At 72.7% G+C, this 18,306-nt stretch carries 17 protein-coding genes and 3 pseudogenes; 11 read left to right on the top strand and 9 right to left on the bottom strand.

All coding sequences use genetic code 11. The annotated features are described in order from the left end of the window. Position 1: 1 nt before the first annotated feature. Together ABZ396_RS17935 and ABZ396_RS17930 are read right to left on the bottom strand one after the other, a co-directional pair. Entirely contained in the window at positions 2–1,111 is a 1,110-nt protein-coding gene (locus ABZ396_RS17935) for a HAMP domain-containing sensor histidine kinase (RefSeq protein WP_358923983.1), read from the bottom strand. Between the two features lies 1 nt (position 1,112). Continuing rightward, complete coding sequence (locus ABZ396_RS17930; protein WP_358923981.1) at positions 1,113–1,856, bottom strand: response regulator transcription factor; 744 nt, start codon at positions 1,854–1,856, stop codon at positions 1,113–1,115. 160 nt (positions 1,857–2,016) lie between these two features. On the opposite strand from ABZ396_RS17930, the gene ABZ396_RS17925 reads away from it, so the two are divergent. The 3 genes from ABZ396_RS17925 (at position 2,017) to ABZ396_RS17915 (ending at position 4,196) form a co-directional block, all read left to right on the top strand. Then, complete coding sequence (locus ABZ396_RS17925) at positions 2,017–2,730, top strand: glycosyltransferase family 2 protein (RefSeq protein WP_358923979.1); 714 nt, start codon at positions 2,017–2,019, stop codon at positions 2,728–2,730. 99 nt (positions 2,731–2,829) lie between these two features. Beyond that, the gene (locus ABZ396_RS17920) at positions 2,830–3,456 is read left to right on the top strand and encodes a DUF2064 domain-containing protein (RefSeq protein WP_359184972.1); all 627 of its coding nucleotides are present in this window, start codon (positions 2,830–2,832) and stop codon (positions 3,454–3,456) included. Then, on the top strand, positions 3,453–4,196 hold the full coding sequence (locus ABZ396_RS17915; protein ID WP_359184970.1) for a methyltransferase domain-containing protein: 744 nt from the start codon (positions 3,453–3,455) through the stop codon (positions 4,194–4,196). Before ABZ396_RS17920 ends, ABZ396_RS17915 begins: the two co-directional genes overlap by 4 nt. A gap of 346 nt (positions 4,197–4,542) precedes the next feature. On the opposite strand, the gene ABZ396_RS17910 is transcribed toward ABZ396_RS17915, so the two are convergent. Then, positions 4,543–5,781 carry a molybdopterin-dependent oxidoreductase gene (locus ABZ396_RS17910; RefSeq protein WP_358926929.1) on the bottom strand — a complete coding sequence of 413 codons (1,239 nt, stop codon included), beginning with the start codon at positions 5,779–5,781 and terminating at the stop codon, positions 4,543–4,545. 113 nt (positions 5,782–5,894) lie between these two features. Between ABZ396_RS17910 and ABZ396_RS17905 the strand changes: the two genes are divergently transcribed. Continuing rightward, positions 5,895–7,238: a hypothetical protein gene (locus tag ABZ396_RS17905; protein WP_358926930.1), complete on the top strand. Its 1,344-nt coding sequence runs from the start codon at positions 5,895–5,897 to the stop codon at positions 7,236–7,238. 76 nt (positions 7,239–7,314) lie between these two features. On the opposite strand, the gene ABZ396_RS17900 is transcribed toward ABZ396_RS17905, so the two are convergent. Next, the gene (locus tag ABZ396_RS17900) at positions 7,315–7,776 is read right to left on the bottom strand and encodes a MarR family transcriptional regulator (protein ID WP_359184967.1); all 462 of its coding nucleotides are present in this window, start codon (positions 7,774–7,776) and stop codon (positions 7,315–7,317) included. A gap of 112 nt (positions 7,777–7,888) precedes the next feature. Between ABZ396_RS17900 and ABZ396_RS17895 the strand changes: the two are divergent. Together ABZ396_RS17895 and ABZ396_RS17890 are read left to right on the top strand one after the other, a co-directional pair. After that, positions 7,889–8,961, top strand: a pseudogene (locus ABZ396_RS17895) (substrate-binding domain-containing protein). 124 nt (positions 8,962–9,085) lie between these two features. Then, complete coding sequence (locus ABZ396_RS17890) at positions 9,086–10,792, top strand: hypothetical protein (protein ID WP_358926932.1); 1,707 nt, start codon at positions 9,086–9,088, stop codon at positions 10,790–10,792. A gap of 61 nt (positions 10,793–10,853) precedes the next feature. On the opposite strand, the gene ABZ396_RS17885 is transcribed toward ABZ396_RS17890, so the two are convergent. Next, complete coding sequence (locus ABZ396_RS17885) at positions 10,854–11,978, bottom strand: NAD(+)/NADH kinase (RefSeq protein WP_358926940.1); 1,125 nt, start codon at positions 11,976–11,978, stop codon at positions 10,854–10,856. Positions 11,979–12,021: 43 nt separating this feature from the next. Beyond that, positions 12,022–12,267, bottom strand: a complete 246-nt coding sequence (locus ABZ396_RS17880) for a helix-turn-helix transcriptional regulator (RefSeq protein ID WP_358926933.1) — start codon at positions 12,265–12,267, stop codon at positions 12,022–12,024. A gap of 23 nt (positions 12,268–12,290) precedes the next feature. On the opposite strand from ABZ396_RS17880, the pseudogene ABZ396_RS17875 reads away from it, so the two are divergent. Beyond that, positions 12,291–12,479 (top strand): annotated as a pseudogene (locus ABZ396_RS17875) (ATP-binding protein); the annotation flags it as partial. A 15-nt stretch (positions 12,480–12,494) separates the two neighbouring features. Here ABZ396_RS17875 and ABZ396_RS17870 read toward each other — a convergent pair. Both ABZ396_RS17870 and ABZ396_RS17865 read right to left on the bottom strand, forming a co-directional pair. Further along, positions 12,495–13,445 (bottom strand): serine/threonine-protein kinase, encoded by a 951-nt coding sequence (locus ABZ396_RS17870; RefSeq protein WP_358926934.1) that lies wholly within the window; start codon positions 13,443–13,445, stop codon positions 12,495–12,497. A 96-nt stretch (positions 13,446–13,541) separates the two neighbouring features. Further along, complete coding sequence (locus ABZ396_RS17865; protein WP_358926935.1) at positions 13,542–14,183, bottom strand: phosphoribosyltransferase family protein; 642 nt, start codon at positions 14,181–14,183, stop codon at positions 13,542–13,544. 123 nt (positions 14,184–14,306) lie between these two features. Between ABZ396_RS17865 and ABZ396_RS17860 the strand changes: the two are divergent. The 4 genes and pseudogenes from ABZ396_RS17860 to ABZ396_RS17845 all read left to right on the top strand — a co-directional run bounded on the left by ABZ396_RS17860 (position 14,307) and on the right by ABZ396_RS17845 (position 16,437). Next, positions 14,307–15,105, top strand: a pseudogene (locus ABZ396_RS17860) (polysaccharide deacetylase family protein). Positions 15,106–15,240: 135 nt separating this feature from the next. Next, complete coding sequence (locus tag ABZ396_RS17855; RefSeq protein WP_358926936.1) at positions 15,241–15,681, top strand: SRPBCC family protein; 441 nt, start codon at positions 15,241–15,243, stop codon at positions 15,679–15,681. Between the two features lie 103 nt (positions 15,682–15,784). Next, the gene (locus ABZ396_RS17850) at positions 15,785–16,219 is read left to right on the top strand and encodes a Crp/Fnr family transcriptional regulator (RefSeq protein ID WP_358926937.1); all 435 of its coding nucleotides are present in this window, start codon (positions 15,785–15,787) and stop codon (positions 16,217–16,219) included. After that, positions 16,216–16,437 carry a helix-turn-helix domain-containing protein gene (locus ABZ396_RS17845; protein WP_358926938.1) on the top strand — a complete coding sequence of 74 codons (222 nt, stop codon included), beginning with the start codon at positions 16,216–16,218 and terminating at the stop codon, positions 16,435–16,437. The genes ABZ396_RS17850 and ABZ396_RS17845 overlap by 4 nt, the downstream gene beginning before the upstream one ends. 445 nt (positions 16,438–16,882) lie before the next feature. Here ABZ396_RS17845 and ABZ396_RS17840 read toward each other — a convergent pair whose 3' ends face one another. Beyond that, entirely contained in the window at positions 16,883–18,034 is a 1,152-nt protein-coding gene (locus ABZ396_RS17840) for an XdhC family protein (RefSeq protein ID WP_358926939.1), read from the bottom strand. Positions 18,035–18,306: the final 272 nt, after the last annotated feature.

The raw sequence follows: 18,306 nt of genomic DNA, 5'->3' as shown, positions 1-18,306 counted from the left end.
GCTACGGCGCCGTCGGCAGCATGACCTCGAAGCGGCAGCCGCCGGGGATGTTGTGGACGGTAGCCCGCCCCTGGTGGGCCTCCACGATCCCGCGCACGATGGCGAGCCCGAGTCCCGCGCCGGCAGGGGGAGTCCGGGCGTGGCTGCCGCGCCAGCCGGTGTCGAAGACGCGGGGCAGGTCCTCCTCGGGGATACCGCCGCAGCCGTCCGTGACGGACAGGACGACCCCCTCGGGACCGCGCTCGGCGGCGACCGCGACCGTGCCGTCGGGCGGGGTCCGGCGGATGGCATTCACCAGCAGGTTGCCCAGCACCCGGCTCATCTCCTTGCCGTCCACCTCGACGGGGACCGGCTCCACCCGGTCGCCGACCAGCCGTACGCCGTGCTCACGCGCCAGCGGGTCGGCGCCCGCGAGGGCGTCGCCGACGAGGTCGTACAGCGACATCCGGCTCGGGCTCAGCGCGAGCGTCCCGGCGTGGATGCGGGAGAGTTCGAAGAGGTCGCCGACCATGTCGTTGAGGCGCTCGACCTCGGTGCGGATCTGCTTCAGATAGCGGTCCGGGTCGGTGGCGACACCGTCCTCCAGCGCCTCCGACATGGCGCGCAGACCGGCGAGCGGGGTACGCAGGTCGTGCGAGATCCAGGCGACCAGTTCCCGGCGCGAGGTCTCCAAGGCGCGTTCCCGCTCCCGGGATTCGGCGAGCCTCGCGCTGGTGGCCGCCAGCTCGCGGCTCACCTCGGCCAGTTCGGCGGTGGCCGGGGTCGCGGGCGCGGCGAAGTCGCCCTGCTCGCCGAACGAGCGTGCGGCGAGTACGAGTTCACGGCTGCGGGCACCGACCCAGCGGCCCAGGATCAGCGCGCTCGCGAGCGAGACCACGGCCGCCATCGCGACCACCGTCGTCACCACCGACAGGTCGTGCGAGGACAGGAACATCGCCCAGGCGACGGCCAGGGTGCCCGCGAGCATCGCGACCACGCCGACGGCGGCGACCACGGCGATGGACACGGTCAGCGAGCGGCGCCGCAGCAGGCGCAGCACGGCCGCTCCGACGAGCCCGGTGCCGGCGGCGCCGGCCAGGGCGTACAGGGCGATCAGCAGGCTGTCGCGCATGTCAGCCCACCTCCTCGGCGGCCTCGGCCTCGGGGTCGAAGCGGTAGCCGACGCCCCACACCGTCTGGATCAGACGGGGCCGGGCCGGGTCGTCCTCGACCTTGGCACGCAGCCGGCGGACATGGACCGTGACGGTGGACAGGTCACCGAAGTCCCAGCCCCACACCTCGTGCATCAGGTCCTCCCTGCTGAACGCCCGCCCCGGGTGCCGCAGGAAGAAGGCGAGGAGGTCGAACTCGCGCAGGGTGAGGGCGAGTTCGGTGCCGTTCTTGGTGGCGCGGCGGGCGCCCGGGGCGAGGGTGAGTCCGGCGGTGGAGAAGGAGTGCGCGGCGGGCTCGGGGCGGGCGCGGCGCAGCACCGACTCCACCCGCAGGACCAGTTCCCGGGGGCTGAAGGGCTTGGTGACGTAGTCGTCGGCGCCGACCTCCAGGCCCAGGATCCGGTCGTCCTCGTCGCCGCGCGCGGTGAGCATGATGACCGGGACCGGGGCGCGGCCGCGCAGCCGCCGGCAGACCTCCAGTCCGTCCATGCCGGGCAGCATCAGGTCGAGCACCACCAGGTCCGGCCAGTGGGTGGCGGCGCGGGTCAGGGCGGTGGGGCCGTCGTCGGCGTGGTCGACCAGGTACCCGGCGCGGTCGAGATACCCGGTGACGACCTCGGCGACGGTCGGATCGTCGTCGACGACCAGGACCCGGATCGCGGCTGAGGTGGCCCGGTCCTCGGTGAGCTCGTACGGCTGATGCATGCCTCCACCCTCGCACCGGGCTGTCGGGGGTGTCGCCCCCGAGGTGGCCACGGAGCGCGACGTCCGTGTTTCGTAAGAAACCGGCCAGGCGGGCGCCCGGCGCCGACGTCCGCGTTTCGTAAGGAGCCGACGCCCGTTATGTCCGGTTCGCGTTCGTAGGGTGGCAACCGTGACCACCTCACCATCCTCCCCGACGACGGACGTGGACGTCGTCCTCCCTTGCCTGAACGAGGCCGAGGCCCTGCCCTGGGTGCTCGGCCGGATCCCGGCGGGCTGGCGGGCCCTCGTGGTGGACAACGGCTCCACGGACGGCTCGGCGGACATCGCCCGGGCGCTCGGTGCGACCGTCGTCCACGAGGCGCGGCGCGGCTTCGGCGCGGCGTGCCATGCGGGGCTGACCGCCGCGACCGCCGACATCGTCTGCTTCTGCGACTGCGACGCCTCCCTGGATCCGGGGCTCCTCGTGCCGTTCGTGCGGGAGGTCCGCGACGGCGAGGCGGAGTTGGTGCTGGGCCGGCGGCGGCCGCAGGGCCGGGGGGCCTGGCCGGCACATGCCCGTGCCGGGAACCTGGCGCTGGCGCGGATGCTGCGGCGCCGGACGGGGCTGCGGCTGCACGACCTGGGGCCGCTGCGCGCGGCGCGCCGCGAGGCGCTGCTCGCGCTGGACCTGGACGACCGGCGCAGCGGATACCCGCTGCAGATGGTCGTGCGCGCCGCTGACGCGGGCTGGCGGATCGCCGAACACGATGTGGCTTATCTACCGCGCACCGGATCCTCCAAGGTGACCGGCACCTGGCGCGGCACCTGGCATGCGGTGCGGGACATGAGCCGGGTACTGAACGAGCCACCTCGGCTGCGGGCCGGCGGGGGCTGAACGCGCCCACGCGACGGAGCCGGACACCGATACGGCCCGCGCCCCCGACGGGCGCTCCCCCAACTGCCTCCACCCCGCGCCACCAGCCAAGGAACCCCCATGACCACCCTCCTCGTCATCGCCAAGGAGCCCAGGCCCGGCCGGGTCAAGACGCGGCTCACCCCGCCCTTCTCCCCCAAGCAGGCCGCCGCCCTCGCCGAGGCCTCCCTCGCCGACACCCTGCGGACAGTCGCCGACACCCCCGCCACCCGCCGTGTCCTCGCCCTCGACGGCAGCCCCGGCCCCTGGCTGCCGGCCGGCTTCGACGTCGTACCGCAGTGCGCCGGCGGGCTGGACGAACGTCTCGCACACGCGTTCGCCGGCTGCGCCGGCCCCACCCTGCTCATCGGCATGGATACCCCCCAGGTCACCCCGGCCCTGCTCACCGTGGACTTCGCGGACTGCGACGCGTACTTCGGCCCCGCCGAGGACGGCGGGTTCTGGGCGCTGGCGCTGGCCGACCCCGACCCCCAGCTGCTGCGCGGGGTGCCGATGTCCACGCCGGAGACCGGCGCCGTCCAGCGGCGCCGGCTCGTCGCCGCGGGACTGCGGGTGCGGGACCTGCCGCGGCTGCGGGACGTGGACACCGCGGCGGACGCGGCCGCTGTCGCCGCCCTCGCCCCGCACGGCCGCTTCGCGGCCCGCCTGGCCCGGTGCACGGCGCACAGTGGGACGGGCCGCCGATGACCACCTCGCCGCCGGTGGCCTGGACCGGCGCCGACCCCTACGCCGCCGCCCTGCGCGCCGGTCGCGGCCCGCTGTTCCTGCGCCGCACCGACGGGTGGCTGCTGCCTCTGGAGGTCGAGCGCTGGTGCGGACGGGCCGACCCGGTCGACCGGGCGGTCCTGGACCGCTGCGAGGGCGCCGTCCTCGACGTCGGCTGCGGCCCGGGGCGGCTCGTCGCCGAACTCGCCGCCCGGGGCCGTACCGTCCTCGGAATCGACGTCAGCGCGGCCGCCGTCGACCACACCGTGCACCTCGGCGGCCAGGCCCTGCGGCGCTCGGTGTTCGAGCCGCTGCCGGGCGAGGGCCGCTGGGGCACCGTCCTGCTCATGGACGGCAACGTCGGCATCGGCGGCGACCCGCGTGACCTGCTCGAGCGGGTGGCCCAACTCCTCGCTCCCGGCGGCCTGTTGATCGCCGAGACCGCTCCGGTGGACGTCGACGAACGCGCCCACGTCCACCTCACCGACGCCCACGAGGCGGTCGGCGCCCCCTTCCTCTGGGCGCGGCTGGGCACCCCGGCCCTGCTGCGGTACGCGTGGGGCTGGGAGCGGGCCGGTCAGTGGGCGGCCGGCGGGCGCCGCTTCGTAGCCCTGCGCAGCCGGCCCGCCAGCAGGAGTGCCGAGCCGCCGAAGAGCACGGCGGTGATCAGCAGCCAGCGGGCCAGGAAGCCGTCCGCGGACAGGCCGGTGGCCGACCGGTAGTGCCCGGCCACCATCCCGCTGATCAGCGGGAACCACACCAGCAGGAGCAGCGCGGAGAGCGCGGCCGGGACGCGCACGTACAGCGCCCACTCCCCGCGCCCGGCGGCGCCCAGCCCGCGTACCACCGCCCGGTCGGCCAGCGCGTACAGCGGCAGCAGTACGAGGTCGTGCAGCAGGGCCGCCCCCACCACCCACAGGGCCACGCCGAGCCAGTCGCCGGACAGCAGCCGTACGCCGGCATAGGCGGCGAGCGCGAACGAGCAGGCCAACAGGAGGAGTTGGAGGGGGCTGCCGACCGGAAGGCGCAGCCGCCTCATCCGGTCGCCGACGGGCAGGGGCGAGCGCATCACAGGTCTCCGAAGGTCATCCGGGCCACCCACTTGGTGTTGAGCACACCGGGCGCGGCGGGCACGATCACGCGCGCCGGGTAACCGTGGTCGGGGGACAGGTCCTCGCCGTTCACCTGCAGGGCGAGCAGGGAGCGCGGGTCGGCGACCTGATTGGCGCGCAGGGCCGCGCGGCGGAAGGCGCCGTGTAGCTGGATCGACTCGACGAGCACGTCCGGCGGGTCGCCGTCGTAGCCGACGAGCGCGGCGAGGTCGCGCAGTCGCACCCCGCGCCACCACTGGTCCGCGGTCGACCAGCCCTCGACGCAGGCGATGGGCAACTCCGAGCTGTGCAGGGGAAGTCGGAGCAGTTCGGCCCGGCTGAGGCGGACCGTGCGGCCGTCGCGTCCGGTGACGACGAGCCGCCATGCCCCGGCCCCGGTCTCCTTGGCGTCGATCCCGGCGTACGCGGCCGTCTTGTTGATCTGGAAGCCGTTCGGGCCGCTGCCGGGGTCGGCTCCGCCGTGCGGTGCGAGCAGGGCGGTGCGGCGCAGCGCGCCGCCGATGCTCTGCCCCGCGGTGGTGACGAGCAGCAGCAGGGACGCGCCTCCGACGAACCACAGCGCCCCGCGCCGGGACACGGTCGGCACGTCCGGCCGGGTGGACGCCGACTCGCCTTCGTCCTGGCGCCGTCGGCGGACCGCCCGGACCGCCGTCGGCGTCTTCAGCGCCGCGTGCGCCACGAACGCGGCGAAGAACACCCAGGCCCCGTAGAAGTGCAGGGGGTAGAAGGAGCCGGGGAAGACATAGTCGAGCTGGACGTTGAGGAGACCGGTCGTGAACTCGAACAGGCCCCCGCCGACCAGCAGCAGCAGGGAGATCCGCTCCAGCGCGTGCGCGAGCGAGCGGGCCGGGGGCAGCGTGAACAGCTTCGGCACCACCGACCACAGCTTGGCGAGCAGCACCGGGATCAGGACGACGCCGAGTGTGACGTGCAGGCCCTGGGTGAACCGGTACAGCCAGTACGGGTTCGTGGGCCAGGCGAACAGGTAGAAGCCGAGGACGCCCTTGTCCGGGGTCTGGTCGTTCACCGGGGCCAGGTCCGGGTTGTACGCGGCGTACGACACCAGTCCCGTCACGAACAGCACGGTGATGCCGGCGAGCAGCACCAGGCCGAGCACCGAGGTGAACCAGGTGCCGCGCAGCGGGCTGCGCCAGAAGCCGGGTGAGGAGGGAAGCCGTGGGTCGTCGTGTCGCATGGTCCGACCGTAGGCCGGGGGAACCCCGTGAAAGGGGTCGCAACCCATGACGAAAGTCTGACGTGAGCTCCCTGATCCCCGCTTTCGCGCGGTCGCGGACCTAGCGTTCCGGTGTGACCCGCGCTCCCCACCGTGATCGCCTCGCCGATCTGTACGCCGTCCTCGCCGCCGTCCTGCTGGTGCTCGCCGCCGTACTGGTCGGCCGGCACATCCAGGACACCTACCGCACCCTTTTCGTGCACTGGCCGCCCCTGTTCGCCGACTGGGACCCGCATGTGGGCCCGGGCACCCCGGCCGCCGTCCTGGTCGCGGCCGCCGTGGTGGCGTACGGGCCGAACCTGGCCGTACGGCTGCCCTGGCGCGGGCTGCTCGGCGCTGCCTGGGGCGCCTGTCTGGCCTGGACGTGGTCGCTGGCGCTGGTCGACGGCTGGCAGCGGGGCGTGGCCGGCAAGCTCACCACCCCCAACGAGTACCTGACGGTCATCGGCCGCTTCCACGACATCCCGGCGACCCTGCGCGACTTCACCCACCACATCGTCAGCGGCACCCCCGCCCCCTGGCCCGCGCACATCGCCGGGCATCCGCCGGCGGCCACGCTGACCTTCGTCCTCCTGGACCGGATCGGGCTGCACGGCGGCGGCTGGGCGGGCGCCTGGTGCATCACCGTCGGCTCCACGGCCTGTGTCGCCGTGCTGATCGCGGTGCGGGCGCTCACCGACGAACGGCTCGCCCGGCGGGCCGCGCCCTTCCTCGTGCTGGCCCCGGCCGCGGTGTGGGTGGGCACGTCCGCCGACGGGTATTTCGCGGCGGTCGCCGCCTGGGCGGTGGCGCTGCTGGCCTTGGCGGTGACCGGGCGAAACGTATGGTGGGCGGCGGGTGCCGGGCTGCTGTACGGCCTGACCTGCTATCTGTCGTACGGCCTGACGCTCTTCGCGGTGATCGGGGCGGCGGTGCTGGTGCTCGGCCGGCGCCGGGTCCGGGCGCGGCCGGTGGTCCTGGCCCTGCTGGCGGCGGGGACGGCGGTCGTCCCGGTCGTGTTCACGCTCGCCGGGTTCGACTGGTGGGAGGGATACCGGCTGCTGGTCACCCGCTACTACCAGGGCATCGGCGGCATCCGCCCGTACGGCTACTGGGTGTGGGCGAATCTGGCCTGCACGGTGTTCGTCACCGGCCTGGCGACGGCGGCGGGGCTGCGGCGGGCGGGTGCCACGCTGGTGCACCGCCGTACGGCAGGCGCCGCACCGACCCGGCTCGCCTTCCTGGTGGCGCTCGCGCTGCTCGCGTTGCTGGTCGCCGACGTGTCCGGGATGAGCAAGGCGGAGACGGAGCGCATCTGGCTGCCGTTCGCGATGTGGCTGCTCCCGGCCTGTGCGTTCCTGCCCCGGCCGCGCCTCTGGCTCACGGCACAGGCGCTGCTCGCGCTGCTGCTGAACCATCTGCTGGTGACCGGCTGGTGACCGCCCCTCCGGTCTCGGTGCTCTGCGCCGCCGCGGCGATACCCGTCCGCGGGGACTGAGGACCGGCCAGCGGGCGTCAGGCGGACCGGGTCGCGCTCGGCACGCCTGCCGGCCGGGCGTCGGCCGCCGCCGTGAGCCGGGGCAGCAGGCGGGCGAGCGCTCCCCCGTCGGCTATCTCGTCGAGCAGCCGGGCCTGGTCGGTGCGGACGCGGCGGGCGGCGCGCCGGTGCAGGTCGTCGCCGCGCGAGGTGAGGTGAAGGAGGACGCGGCGGCGGTCGTGCGGATCGGGGCGGCGGTACACCAGGTTGCCGGCGACCATACGGTCGACGAGCTTGGTCACGCTGGGCGCCGGCATCAGCGCGTGCTCGGCGATCTCGGACATCGGATGCCCCTGGCCGTCCCCGACGATCGACAGGACGCGCCACTCCTCGACGGTGCAGTCCTCCTCGGCCAGCACGGCGGCCAGCCGTTGGACGACGCGTCGCCCGGCGTGGCTGAGGAGGTGAGCGAGGTCCGGCGAGGAGGGTACGGGCGGCATTGCCGGGGTCCTTCCGGTAGGTCTACTGTGCGCGCAGAATACGAGCCTTTGCGAGGGTGCCGGGGCCCGGGACCGGAACCCACGCTCCCCATGCCCGCCCGGAGGTGGCCTGATGCGCCCGGCGCCACCGAGCGACTCCTCGGGCACGCCCCTGGTCGTCGCCCTGGTGGTGCCGCTGCAGGGACCGGCGGGGGTCTTCGGGCCGTCGTGCGAGTCGGCCGCGCGGCTGGCGGTGGAGGAACTCAACGCCGCGGGTGGCGTGTTGGGCCGGGAGGTCCGGCTGGTCACGGTGGACGGCGGGGCGCCGCCGCGGCGGGTGGCGGCCGAGGTCGAGGCCCTGGTGTCGCTCGGCGCCGTGGACGGGGTGGTGGGCTGGCACACCTCGGCGGTACGGCAGGCGCTGCTGCCCCGGATCGCCGGCCGGGTGCCGTATGTCTACACCGCCCAGTACGAGGGTGGCGAGCGGACTCCCGGCGTCTTCCTGACCGGTGAGACCGATGCCGCCCAACTGCTGCCCGCGATGCGGCTGTTGGCTGAGGCGGCCGGGGTGCGGCGCTGGTGCACGGTGGGCAACGACTATGTCTGGCCGCGGGTGACCGCCCGTACCGCACGGGCGTATGCGCGGGACTGCGGCGGCCGGGTGCGGGACGAGGTGTTCGTGCCGCTCGGGACGAGTTCGGGCCGGCGCTGCGCAGGGTCGAGCGGTGCGAGGCGGACGCGGTGCTGATGCTGCTGGTCGGGGCGGACGCGGCCCGCTTCAACCGGGAGTTCGCCGGGTACGGCCTGCACCAGCGGTGTCTCCGGCTGAGCACCCACATGGACGAGAACATCCTGCTGGCCACCGGCGCCGAGGCCACCGACGGGCTGTGGGCGACGGCCGGGTTCTTCGAGACCCTCGCGACCGCCGAGAGCCTCGACTTCAGCGCCCGCTACGCGGCCCGGTTCGGGGTGCACGCGCCCGTCATGGGAAGCCTGGGCGAGTCGTGCTTCGAAGGGGTACGGCTGCTGGCGGCACTGGCCGAGCGGGCCCGGTCGCTGGACGTGCGGACGATGTGCGCGGTCGGGGACTCGGTGTCGTACGAGGGCCCGCGCGGTGGCGTACGACTGCACGGCAACCATCTGGCGCAACGGCTGTATCTGGCGCGGGCGGACGCCTTCGACTTCCACATCGTCACCCAACTCTGAGCCCACGCCGGGTACTTCCCCCAGGAAGTATCAAGCTTTGTCTTTTAAAGCAGGTGAAACGTTCGGGAAACAGCGCGCCGCGACTCTTCCGTGCAAACGACCGGGGACGAGAGAGGGCAGAGTCGTGACGGAGATCGTCGGCAAAGAGGCGCCGCCGGCCGTGGCGGAAGGCCACACGGACGGGAAACGGACGTACCACGACTGGGCGAAGAACGACACGCTGGAGGACTACTCGCTGCGCTACGCGCCGAAGTCCTTCCGCCGCTGGTCCCCCTATGTGGTGGCCACCACGGCCCTCGGCGGTATCGCCTATCTGGCGGACTTCGCCATCGGAGGCTCGATCGCCATCTCCAACGGGTTCTCCAGCGCGATGGTGGCGATCCTGACCGCGGCGCTGGTCATCTTCCTCACCGGCATCCCGATCTCCTACTACTCGGCCAAGTACTCCATCGACATGGACCTGTTGACCCGGGGCGCGGGCTTCGGCTACCTCGGCTCGACGCTCACCTCGGTCATCTACGCCAGCTTCACCTTCATCTTCTTCGCCCTGGAAGGCTCGATCATGGCGCAGGCCCTGGAACTGGGCCTGCACATCCCGCTCGCCGTGGGGTATCTCATCTGCTCGCTGATCATCCTGCCGCTGGTCGTCTACGGCATGACCGCGCTGTCGAAGATGCAGGTGTGGACGCAGCCGGTGTGGCTGGTGCTGATGGTCGCGCCGTTCGTGTCGATCGCGATTCAAGCGCCCGGCAAGTTCTCGGAGTTCACGCACTTCGCGGGCAACTCGCCCACCGGGTCGAGCATCAGCATGCTCGGGGTCGGTGCGGGTGCGGGTGTGGCACTGTCGCTGATCGCGCAGATCGGTGAGCAGGTGGACTATCTGCGGTTCATGCCGGACAAGACGCCGGAGAACGGCAGGAGGTGGTGGGCCGCCGTGCTCTCGGCCGGTCCGGGCTGGGTGGTGCTCGGCGCGGCGAAGCAGATCGGCGGCGCCTTCCTCGCCTTCTACATCGCCGGCAGTGTGGGCCTGGCCAAGGCCAACGAGCCGATCCAGCAGTATGTGCACGGCTTCAGGACCTTCGCGGCGCCCGTCGCCCTCGGCCTGGCCACGTTCTTCGTGATCCTCTCCCAGATAAAGATCAACTCGACCAACGCGTACTCCGGTTCGCTGTCCTGGTCGAACTTCTTCTCCCGGCTGACCCACCGTCACCCGGGGCGCGTCGTCTACATCTTCCTCAACGTCGGCATCGCTCTCGCCCTGATGGAGGGCGGTGTCTTCGGCTTCCTGAACACCGTCCTCGGCTTCTACTCCAATGTGGCGATCGCCTGGATCGGCGCGGTCGTCGCCGACCTGGTCATCAACAAGCCGCTGAAGCTGAGCCCGTCGTACATCGAGTTCAAACGGGCCCACCTGCACAACTTCAACCCGGTGGGCTTCGGCTCGATGCTGATCGCGTCGGCGGTCTCGATCGCCGCCTACTTCGACGCCTTCGGGGACTACGGCAAGGCGTACTCGCCGTTCATCGCGCTGTTCCTGGCGATGGTGCTCTCGCCGCTGTTCGCGGTACTCACCAAGGGGAAGTACTACATCGCCCGCGTCGACGACCTGGCGGAGCCGTTGCTGGGCGCGGACGGGCTGCCGTCGGCGGCCACGCTGACCTGCACGGTGTGCGCGACCGAGTTCGAGCGGCCGGACGTGGCGGGCTGCCCGTTCCACTCGGGTGCGATCTGCTCCCTGTGCTGCAGCCTGGAGAAGGACTGCCACGACTCCTGCAAGAGCGGGCCGGTCGCGCTCGCCATGCCGGCGGTTCGGCCCGCGGGGTCGGTATGACGCCGAGCGAGGCCCGGCGGGGTACTGCCTGAGGCATCGGCGCGCCCGGCCGGCGCAGTGGTCAACCGCGCCCGACTGCCGGGGCGACACCGTCCTCCGCCTCGTCGCACGGCCCTTCCGCCTCCTCGCTGAGCGCGCCGACGGGCAGCAGGGAGAGGTGGGAGAGGTCACCGGGCGGGGGTGTCCGCAACGACCACAGGGGCGCGGGGGTCCCGTCGGCCACCGCGGCCGGTGCGTCGGTGAGGTTCATGCGCTCGCGCAGTCGGCCGTAGAAGTCCATCGGTGCGAGCCGGACCACCCGCAGCCGGCTCGGGGCGGCGTACACACCGATCCAGTCCCCCGGCTCCAGTACGCCCCGCACCTGTCCGTCGACGCTGACCGCGGCCTGTCCCGAGCGTTCCAGGATGCGCAGGCCGACGGCCTCGTTGGGGGCCGTGACGACCGAGCGGTTGAACGCCATGTGCGCGGCGACCGGTGTGAAGACGAGCGCGTCCGCGCAGGGCGAGACGACGGGACCGCCGGCGGCGAAACTGTAGGCGGTCGAGCCGGTGGGCGTCGCCACCAGCAGCGCGTCGGCGGAGTAGGAGGCGAGCAGCCGCCCGGAGACATACACGCCGATGGAGACCTGACGGTCCCGGGACAGCTTCTCCACCACGACGTCGTTGACCGCGGTGATGTGCAGGGGCACACCCCACTCGACGTCCTCCTCGCAGTCCGTGCGCACCTGGGGCGGTGGCAGCAGCGGCCCGCGGCCGTAGCGCATCAGCTCCTCCATGTCGGACGGCACCTCCAGCCGGCGGGAGGCGCGCATGGTGAGCAGCATCCGGCTGTCGACGGTGAACCGGTCCTCGCGCACCGCGTCCAGTGCCTCCCGCACCGAGGAGGCCGCCACCTCGGTCAGGAAGCCGACCCGGCCCAGGTCGACGCCGAGGACAAGGGCGTCGTTGCGGGCGGCGAGCCGGGCGCCGCGCAGGAAGGTGCCGTCGCCGCCCAGGGTGACGATCAGGTCGGGATCGCCCGCGGCCGCGACCTCCTCCCCGGAGTGGTGCCGTCCGCCGTCGTGCCACACGTCGATGTCCGTGCACCGCACCTCGTGCTCCGTTGCCCACGCCCGCACGGCCCGGGCGGCGTCCACCGCCTCCGCACGCCCCTCGTGCACCACAAGTCCGAGCCCGTTCACCGACATCTCCGCCTCCAGGACACCGTGCTCAGCCGTTGTTCCCACGCTGTCACGGCTGGGCGGATCTCACAGGCCCAGGAAGATGGCCTGCCGGGTCAGCTCGGCCGCGGTGTTGATCGAGCTTGGCGCGGATACGGCGCAGGTAGGCGTCGACGGTGTGCCGCGAGAGCCCCATCTGCCGGGCCGCCTGCAGGTATGTACAGCCCGCGGCGATGTGCTTCAGCGTCTCGCGCTCACGCGGGGCCAGCGCGACGGCGGCGGTCTCGGTGTGCCGGGTGACAACGGCGAAGCTCATGGGGAGGTCCTTCACATGCCCGACATGACCACACACTCACCTGCGAGGTCTTCGACTCCAGCGGCACGGCCCCGCACATGCGACGGGCCCACACCTACGACGAGGGCGGCCGCGGCCTGCTTCTCGTCGGCCAGCTCAGCCAGCGCTGGGGCACCCGCCACGCCAACACCGGCAAGACCGTCTGGGCGGAGCAGTTCCTCACGGAGGGCTGAGGGTTCCGGCGGGAGCTAGGAGTGGAACATCGGGCGGGCCCAGTCGGGCGGGGGCGGGGTGCGTCCGGTGTCCCGGCGGACCGTGGGGGTCCTGTCTCCGGGCGGGTCCGGCGAAGCCGGCTCCCCCGGCACGGCGCCGTACGAAGCCAGTCGCAGCGCGCCCACGAACTCCAGGCAGGAGCCGTAACGGTCCTCGGGGACCTTGGCCAGCGCCTTGGCGAACACCTCGTCGAATCCCGGCGGCAGCCCGGACCGCACCTCGCTCAGCGCGGGCGGCTGGTCGTACTGATGCGCCCACAGCAGCGCGATGTCCTCGTCCCGGACGAACGGCGGACCGCCGGCGAGCATCTCGAAGACCACGCAGGCGAGACTGTAGAGATCGCACCGGCCGTCCACCGGACGGCCCGAGATCTGCTCCGGCGCCACATAGTCCAGCGTGCCGACGAACTCGCCGACCGTCGTGAATCCCGTCAGCGACAGCGACTTCTTGGTGAGCCCGAAGTCCGTGAGATAGACGTGCTCCGGGTGGTCGCTGTCCGTGCCCCGCGCCACCAGGACGTTCCCGGGCTTCACATCCCGGTGCACCAGATCGTGCTCATGGGCCGCGTCGAGCGCCGAGGCGACCTGGGCGGCGATCCGCAGCGCCGCGTCCACCGACAGCACGCCCTCCTTGTCCAGCAGCGCGCGCAGGTCCGGGCCAGACACATAGCGCATCGCGATGTAGAGCACGCCGTCCGTCTCACCGGCCTCGAAGATCGGCACGATATGGGGGTGGTCGAGGGCGGCCGCCACGCGCGACTCGTAGGTGAAACGACGGCGGAAGGTGTCGTTGCGGGCCATCTCCGGGGCGAGCAGCTTCAGGGCGACGGTGCGGTCCAGGCGCAGATCCGTCGCACGGTAGACGACGGCCATTCCGCCCCGCCCGATCTCGCCCTCGACCTCGTAACCCGCGATGCGCGTCGCCATCACCCGACCACCCCGCAGCGTCTTGAACCTGCCCAAATCGTATCCAGCGGTGCGGCGTCCCGCCTGGGCTGCGCGCGCACGCGAGTTCCCTCTCCGTCAGGCGCCGCGCAGCGCGTCCAGCACGTCGGCGTCCGTGAGCTGCCCGAAGTCGTCGTACCACTGGCCGACCGCACTGAACAGGGCCGGCCGGTACGGGCAGACGACGAGGTCGGCCTCGGCGGCGAGCGCGTCCAGGGAGTCGGGCGCGCCGACCGGGACGGCCAGCACGGTTCGGGCAGGGCCCCGGCCCCGTACATGGCGCAGGGCGGCGCGCGCGGTGCAGCCGGTGGCCAGGCCGTCGTCGACGACGATCACGGTACGGCCGCGCAGCTCGGGCGCCGGCCGCCCCTGCCGGTAGCGGCGCTCGCGGCGGCGCACTTCCCGCCGCTCCCGTTCCACCACGCGGGCCAGGGAGTCCTCGCTCATGCTCAGGCGGGCCAGGGTCGCGTGGTCGAGGAGCGGCGGGTCGTCCCCGGCGATCGCGCCGACGCCGAACTCCTCGTGGTACGGGGCTCCGACCTTGCGTACGACCAGCACGTCGAGCGGGGCCGGCAGCTCCCGCGCCACCTCCACCGCGACGGTCGCACCGCCCCGCGGCAGCGCCAGCACGATCGGGTCCGGCAGTCCGCCCTCGTCGCGCAACTTCGCCAGTACGGCCGCGAGTTCGCGACCGGCCTGGCCGCGGTCCCGGTAGCGCACGGTTCGTCCTCTCCGGCCGGGGTCGGTCCCCTACTTCCATGCTCACACCCGAAGGCGTCGAAGACCGAGTCCACCCGGGAGAATTCGTACACACATTCTATACACTGTGTGTTTAGTCCCGGCATGCCACTTTGGAGCAACCTTCCGACCAAGAAGAGGGAAAGACGGGCCCCCAGGTTCCGCGTACCGGCGCTCACCGCCTCCGCCGTCTCGCTCGCCCTCGCCCTCTCGGGCTGCGCGCAGGTCGACACGACCTCGCCCGCCGACGCCCGCGGCCATGCCACGAAGACGAGCCAGGCCCGCTTCGGGACCGTCGACTGTCGCGAGTCCAAGTGCATCGCGCTCACCTTCGACGCGGGGCCCAGCGAGAACTCGGCCCGCTGCTCGACATCCTCAAGGAGAAGCACGTCCCGGCGACCTTCTTCTGCTGGGCAAGCGGCACATCGAGAAGTACCCGGAGCTGGTCCGGCGGATGGCGGCGGAGGGCCATGAGGTCGCCAGCCACACCTGGGACCACAAGATCCTCACGGAGATATCCGACCGGCGGATACGCGAGGAGCTCACCCGGACCGACGACGCGATCGAGAGGATCATCGGCCGGAAGCCCACGCTGATGCGCCCGCCCCAGGGCCGTACCGACGCGAACGTGCACCGGATCTGCCGTGAGCTGGGCCTGTCCGAGGTGCTGTGGAGCGTGACCGCCAAGGACTACCTGACCACCGACTCGGCGCTGATCGAGAAGCGGGTGCAGGACCAGGCGTCCCGGGACGGGATCATCCTGCTGCACGACATCTACCGTGGCACCGTGCCCGCCGTGCCCGGGATCATCGACGCGCTCAAGGAGCGCGGGTACGTCTTCGTGACCGTCCCGCAACTGCTGGCACCCGGCAGGGCCGAACCCGGAAAGGTGTACCGGCCCTAAGGCCTGTCACCAGACCAGGTGCAGCTCCTCGTACGGGCCCCGGGCCGGTTCCGGCCCGTCTTGGACCTTTCTGTCGATTTTGTGAACAGACGGTGTGCGACCCGCGGGGCCTGGCCGATTCCCTACGATCGTTCCGTGGTCACCTTCCTCCTCCAACGCACGGCTCCGCTGCCGATCGACGAGGCGTGGCGCCGGCTCACGGAGTGGTCCGCGCACGCCGATGTGGTCCCGCTGACCCGCATCACCGTGCTCACCGATCCGCCGACCCACCAGGGCACGGTCTTCGTGGCCCGTTCCGGGCTGGGACCGCTGTCCTTCGAGGACCCCATGGAGGTCACCGTCTGGGAGCCCCCGGAGGACGGCGGCTCCGGCCGGTGCCGCCTGGTCAAGCACGGCCGGGTCGTGCTCGGCTGGGCCGAACTGGAGGTACACCCCGGGCCCGGCGGCCGTACCCGGGTGATCTGGCACGAGGAACTGCGCGTACGGGGTCTGCCGTCGGGCTTCGACCCGCTGCTGGGCAAGGCGGCCCGGGCGGTGTTCGGGCGGACGGTCAACGCGCTGCTCAGGAAACCCTAGTCGCCGCCCGGGCCGTCTCCCTTGGCAGATCCCGGCCGCACGATGGACAGTGGTCCTCCGGCGCCGAGGTCACCGTGGGTCGATGCGGCCGGGAGGCTCGGAGGTGGCGTTCTTCTCGCCAGCGGAAGTCAAGCTGTTGCGGGAGGCCGGGCACCCGCGCGGATGGGTCCGCGGCGAGGTGCTGATGCGGGAGGGCGAGGCGGCCGACTTCGTCGTCCTGCTGACGGCCGGCCTGGTGAAGGCGACGGTCGACTCGGCCAACGGCTACACCAGCCTCCTCGCCCTGCGCGGCCCCGGCGAACCTCGGCGAGCTCGCCTGCGCCGACGGCGGCCCGCGGGCGCGACGGTCACCGCGATGCGCCGTTCGGAGGGCGTGGTGGTCGCCGCGGACACCTTCCTGCGGCTCCTGGAGCGGGACTCGGCGCTGTCCCTGGCGGTGCTGCGCAGTGTGTCGTGGGCCGGTTACGGGACTCCCACGGGCTGCGCGCCGAACACGGCGCCCGCACCACCCGGGCCCGGGTCGCGGGGCTGCTGGTGAAGCTCGCCGTGCAGTACGGCTCGGCCACGCCGGAAACCCTGCCGGGTGCCGTCTCCGTCCAGGTCAGCCAGCGTGAACTGGCCGCCGCCACCGGGGCGTCCAGGGAGTCGGTGGTGCACTGTCTGCGGGCGATGCAGCAGGAGGGCCTGGTCGCCACCGGGCGGGGGCGCACCGTCGTACTCGATCTGGCGGGGTTACGGCGCTGGGCGGAGGAGTGAGCCGGCCCGCTCGTGCCATGAGGGGGCACGGCGTGCACCGCGAACGCATCAGAACGGAACTGCCCCGCCGAATGCGTCATTTGACGCTGTACGGCGGCCGGGAAGGCGCTTCCGTCGTCCCCTGGCGCCCCGATCGGGGGAACGGACCGGGCCCTCCGGACCGCACAGGTATGGCCGTAGAGGGGGAGCTAGGGGGTGCCGTCTGGATCATGCCGGCAGTGAGGAACAGTGCCTCTTGACCGAGCCGAGCGGGGTCTGGTGCGTGCAGCTGCAAGGCGGAGGAGGCGTGGACAATCAGCCGCTGCCGCGGCGGGCGACGCGGTGGGGGCACCCCCGGCCGAAGGCTGGGGGACGTCGGGGACTGACGACAACGCCGCTGCGGGCACCCCCTCTGGGGGAGTGCGTGCCAGACCCCGCGACGCCGGCCTGATCCAGACGACACCCCCTACGCCACCGACCCGATCCGCCGCCCAGGGGCCGATGTCGCGTCGTGGTGAATCGGGGTGTGGGCGCCGGTCAGGGAGATCCCGCTGCCGCCGCGGCGGTTGGCGACGATCTCGGCCGCGATCGACAGGGCGGTCTCCTCGGGCGTACGGGCGCCGAGGTCCAGGCCGATGGGGGACCTGAGGCGGGCCAGCTCCAGCTCGGTGACGCCGACGTCGCGCAGCCGCTGGTTGCGGTCCAGGTGGGTGCGGCGGGAGCCCATCGCGCCGACGTACGCCACTGGGAGGCGCAGGGCGAGCCGCAGCAGGGGTATGTCGAACTTGGCGTCGTGGGTGAGGACGCACAGGACGGTACGGCCGTCCACCTGTGTCCGCTCCAGGTAGGTGTGCGGCCACTCGACGACGATCTCGTCGGCCTCCGGGAAGCGGGTCCTGGTGGCGAAGACGGGGCGGGCATCGCACACGGTCACGTGGTAGTTGAGGAACTTGCCGACGCGGACCAGCGCGGAGGCGAAGTCGATCGCGCCGAAGACGATCATCCGGGGTGCCGGGACCGAGGACTCGACCAGCACCGTGACCGGTGCTCCGCAGCGAGAGCCCTGCTCTCCGATCTCCAGGGTGCCGGTGCGGCCCGCGTCCAGGAAGGCGCCCGCCTCGGCGGCGACCGTGCGGTCCAGCTCGGGGTGGGCGCCGAAGCCGCCCTCGTAGGTGCCGTCGGGGCCGACCAGCAGGGCGTGGCCGAGCAGTTGGGCCGGTCCGGTGACCATCCGCGCGACCGCCGCCGCCTCCCCACGCGCGGCGGCGGCCAGCGCGGCCGCGACCACCGGCCGGGCGGGGTCGTCCGCCCGTACCGGGGTGACGAGGATGTCGATGACGCCGCCACAGGTCAGGCCGACGGCGAAGGCATCCTCGTCGCTGTACCCGAAGCGCTCCAGGACGGTTTCGCCGTCCTCCAGCGCCTGCCGGCACAGCTCGTACACGGCGCCCTCCACACAGCCGCCGGAGACCGAGCCGATGGCGGTGCCGTCGGCGTCCACCGCGAGTGCGGCACCGGGCCGGCGCGGGGCGCTGCCGCCGACCGCCACCACCGTGGCCACGGCGAAGTCACGTCCGTCCGCGACCCACCGGTTCAGCTCCTCGGCGATGTCCAGCATCTCTCGATCTCCTTTGGACGAAAGGCGCCCCGAAGGGGCGCGGGGCTGTGTACATGTGCGACTCCGCCGCGATGGGGGTCCCCCCGGGTTCGAGCGAAGCCGAGAACTTGGGGGAGCGACCAGCCACGACGGGCCCGCGGACGACCGCCGGCCCATCAGGGCTTCGCCGGCGGAGCGTCTAGGGCCTGTTGCGAAAGTCCCGTCGTCCGCCCGGAGGGCGGGCCCCGCGGCGTCCGGTGCGTGCTCTCGGGGTGCCGGGTGCAAGCCCTCGT

Origin of the sequence: Streptomyces sp. NPDC005866, from assembly GCF_040629895.1 — a bacterium.
Lineage (GTDB): Bacteria > Actinomycetota > Actinomycetes > Streptomycetales > Streptomycetaceae > Streptomyces.
The sequence above is the reverse complement of the archived record's forward strand: the minus strand, read 5'-3'. Positions and strand labels throughout refer to the sequence as shown.

Excerpts from the sequence above, each read along its gene's own strand:
- ABZ396_RS17935 (WP_358923983.1), bottom strand. The coding sequence starts at position 1,111 with ATGCGCGACAGCCTGCTGATCGCCCTGTACGCCCTGGCCGGCGCCGCC.
- ABZ396_RS17930 (WP_358923981.1), bottom strand. The coding sequence starts at position 1,856 with ATGCATCAGCCGTACGAGCTCACCGAGGACCGGGCCACCTCAGCCGCG.
- ABZ396_RS17920 (WP_359184972.1), top strand. The coding sequence starts at position 2,830 with ATGACCACCCTCCTCGTCATCGCCAAGGAGCCCAGGCCCGGCCGGGTC.
- ABZ396_RS17915 (WP_359184970.1), top strand. The coding sequence starts at position 3,453 with ATGACCACCTCGCCGCCGGTGGCCTGGACCGGCGCCGACCCCTACGCC.
- ABZ396_RS17910 (WP_358926929.1), bottom strand. The coding sequence starts at position 5,781 with ATGCGACACGACGACCCACGGCTTCCCTCCTCACCCGGCTTCTGGCGC.
- ABZ396_RS17900 (WP_359184967.1), bottom strand. The coding sequence starts at position 7,776 with ATGCCGCCCGTACCCTCCTCGCCGGACCTCGCTCACCTCCTCAGCCAC.
- ABZ396_RS17885 (WP_358926940.1), bottom strand. The coding sequence starts at position 11,978 with ATGTCGGTGAACGGGCTCGGACTTGTGGTGCACGAGGGGCGTGCGGAG.
- ABZ396_RS17880 (WP_358926933.1), bottom strand. The coding sequence starts at position 12,267 with ATGAGCTTCGCCGTTGTCACCCGGCACACCGAGACCGCCGCCGTCGCG.
- ABZ396_RS17870 (WP_358926934.1), bottom strand. The coding sequence starts at position 13,445 with ATGGCGACGCGCATCGCGGGTTACGAGGTCGAGGGCGAGATCGGGCGG.
- ABZ396_RS17840 (WP_358926939.1), bottom strand. The coding sequence starts at position 18,034 with ATGCTGGACATCGCCGAGGAGCTGAACCGGTGGGTCGCGGACGGACGT.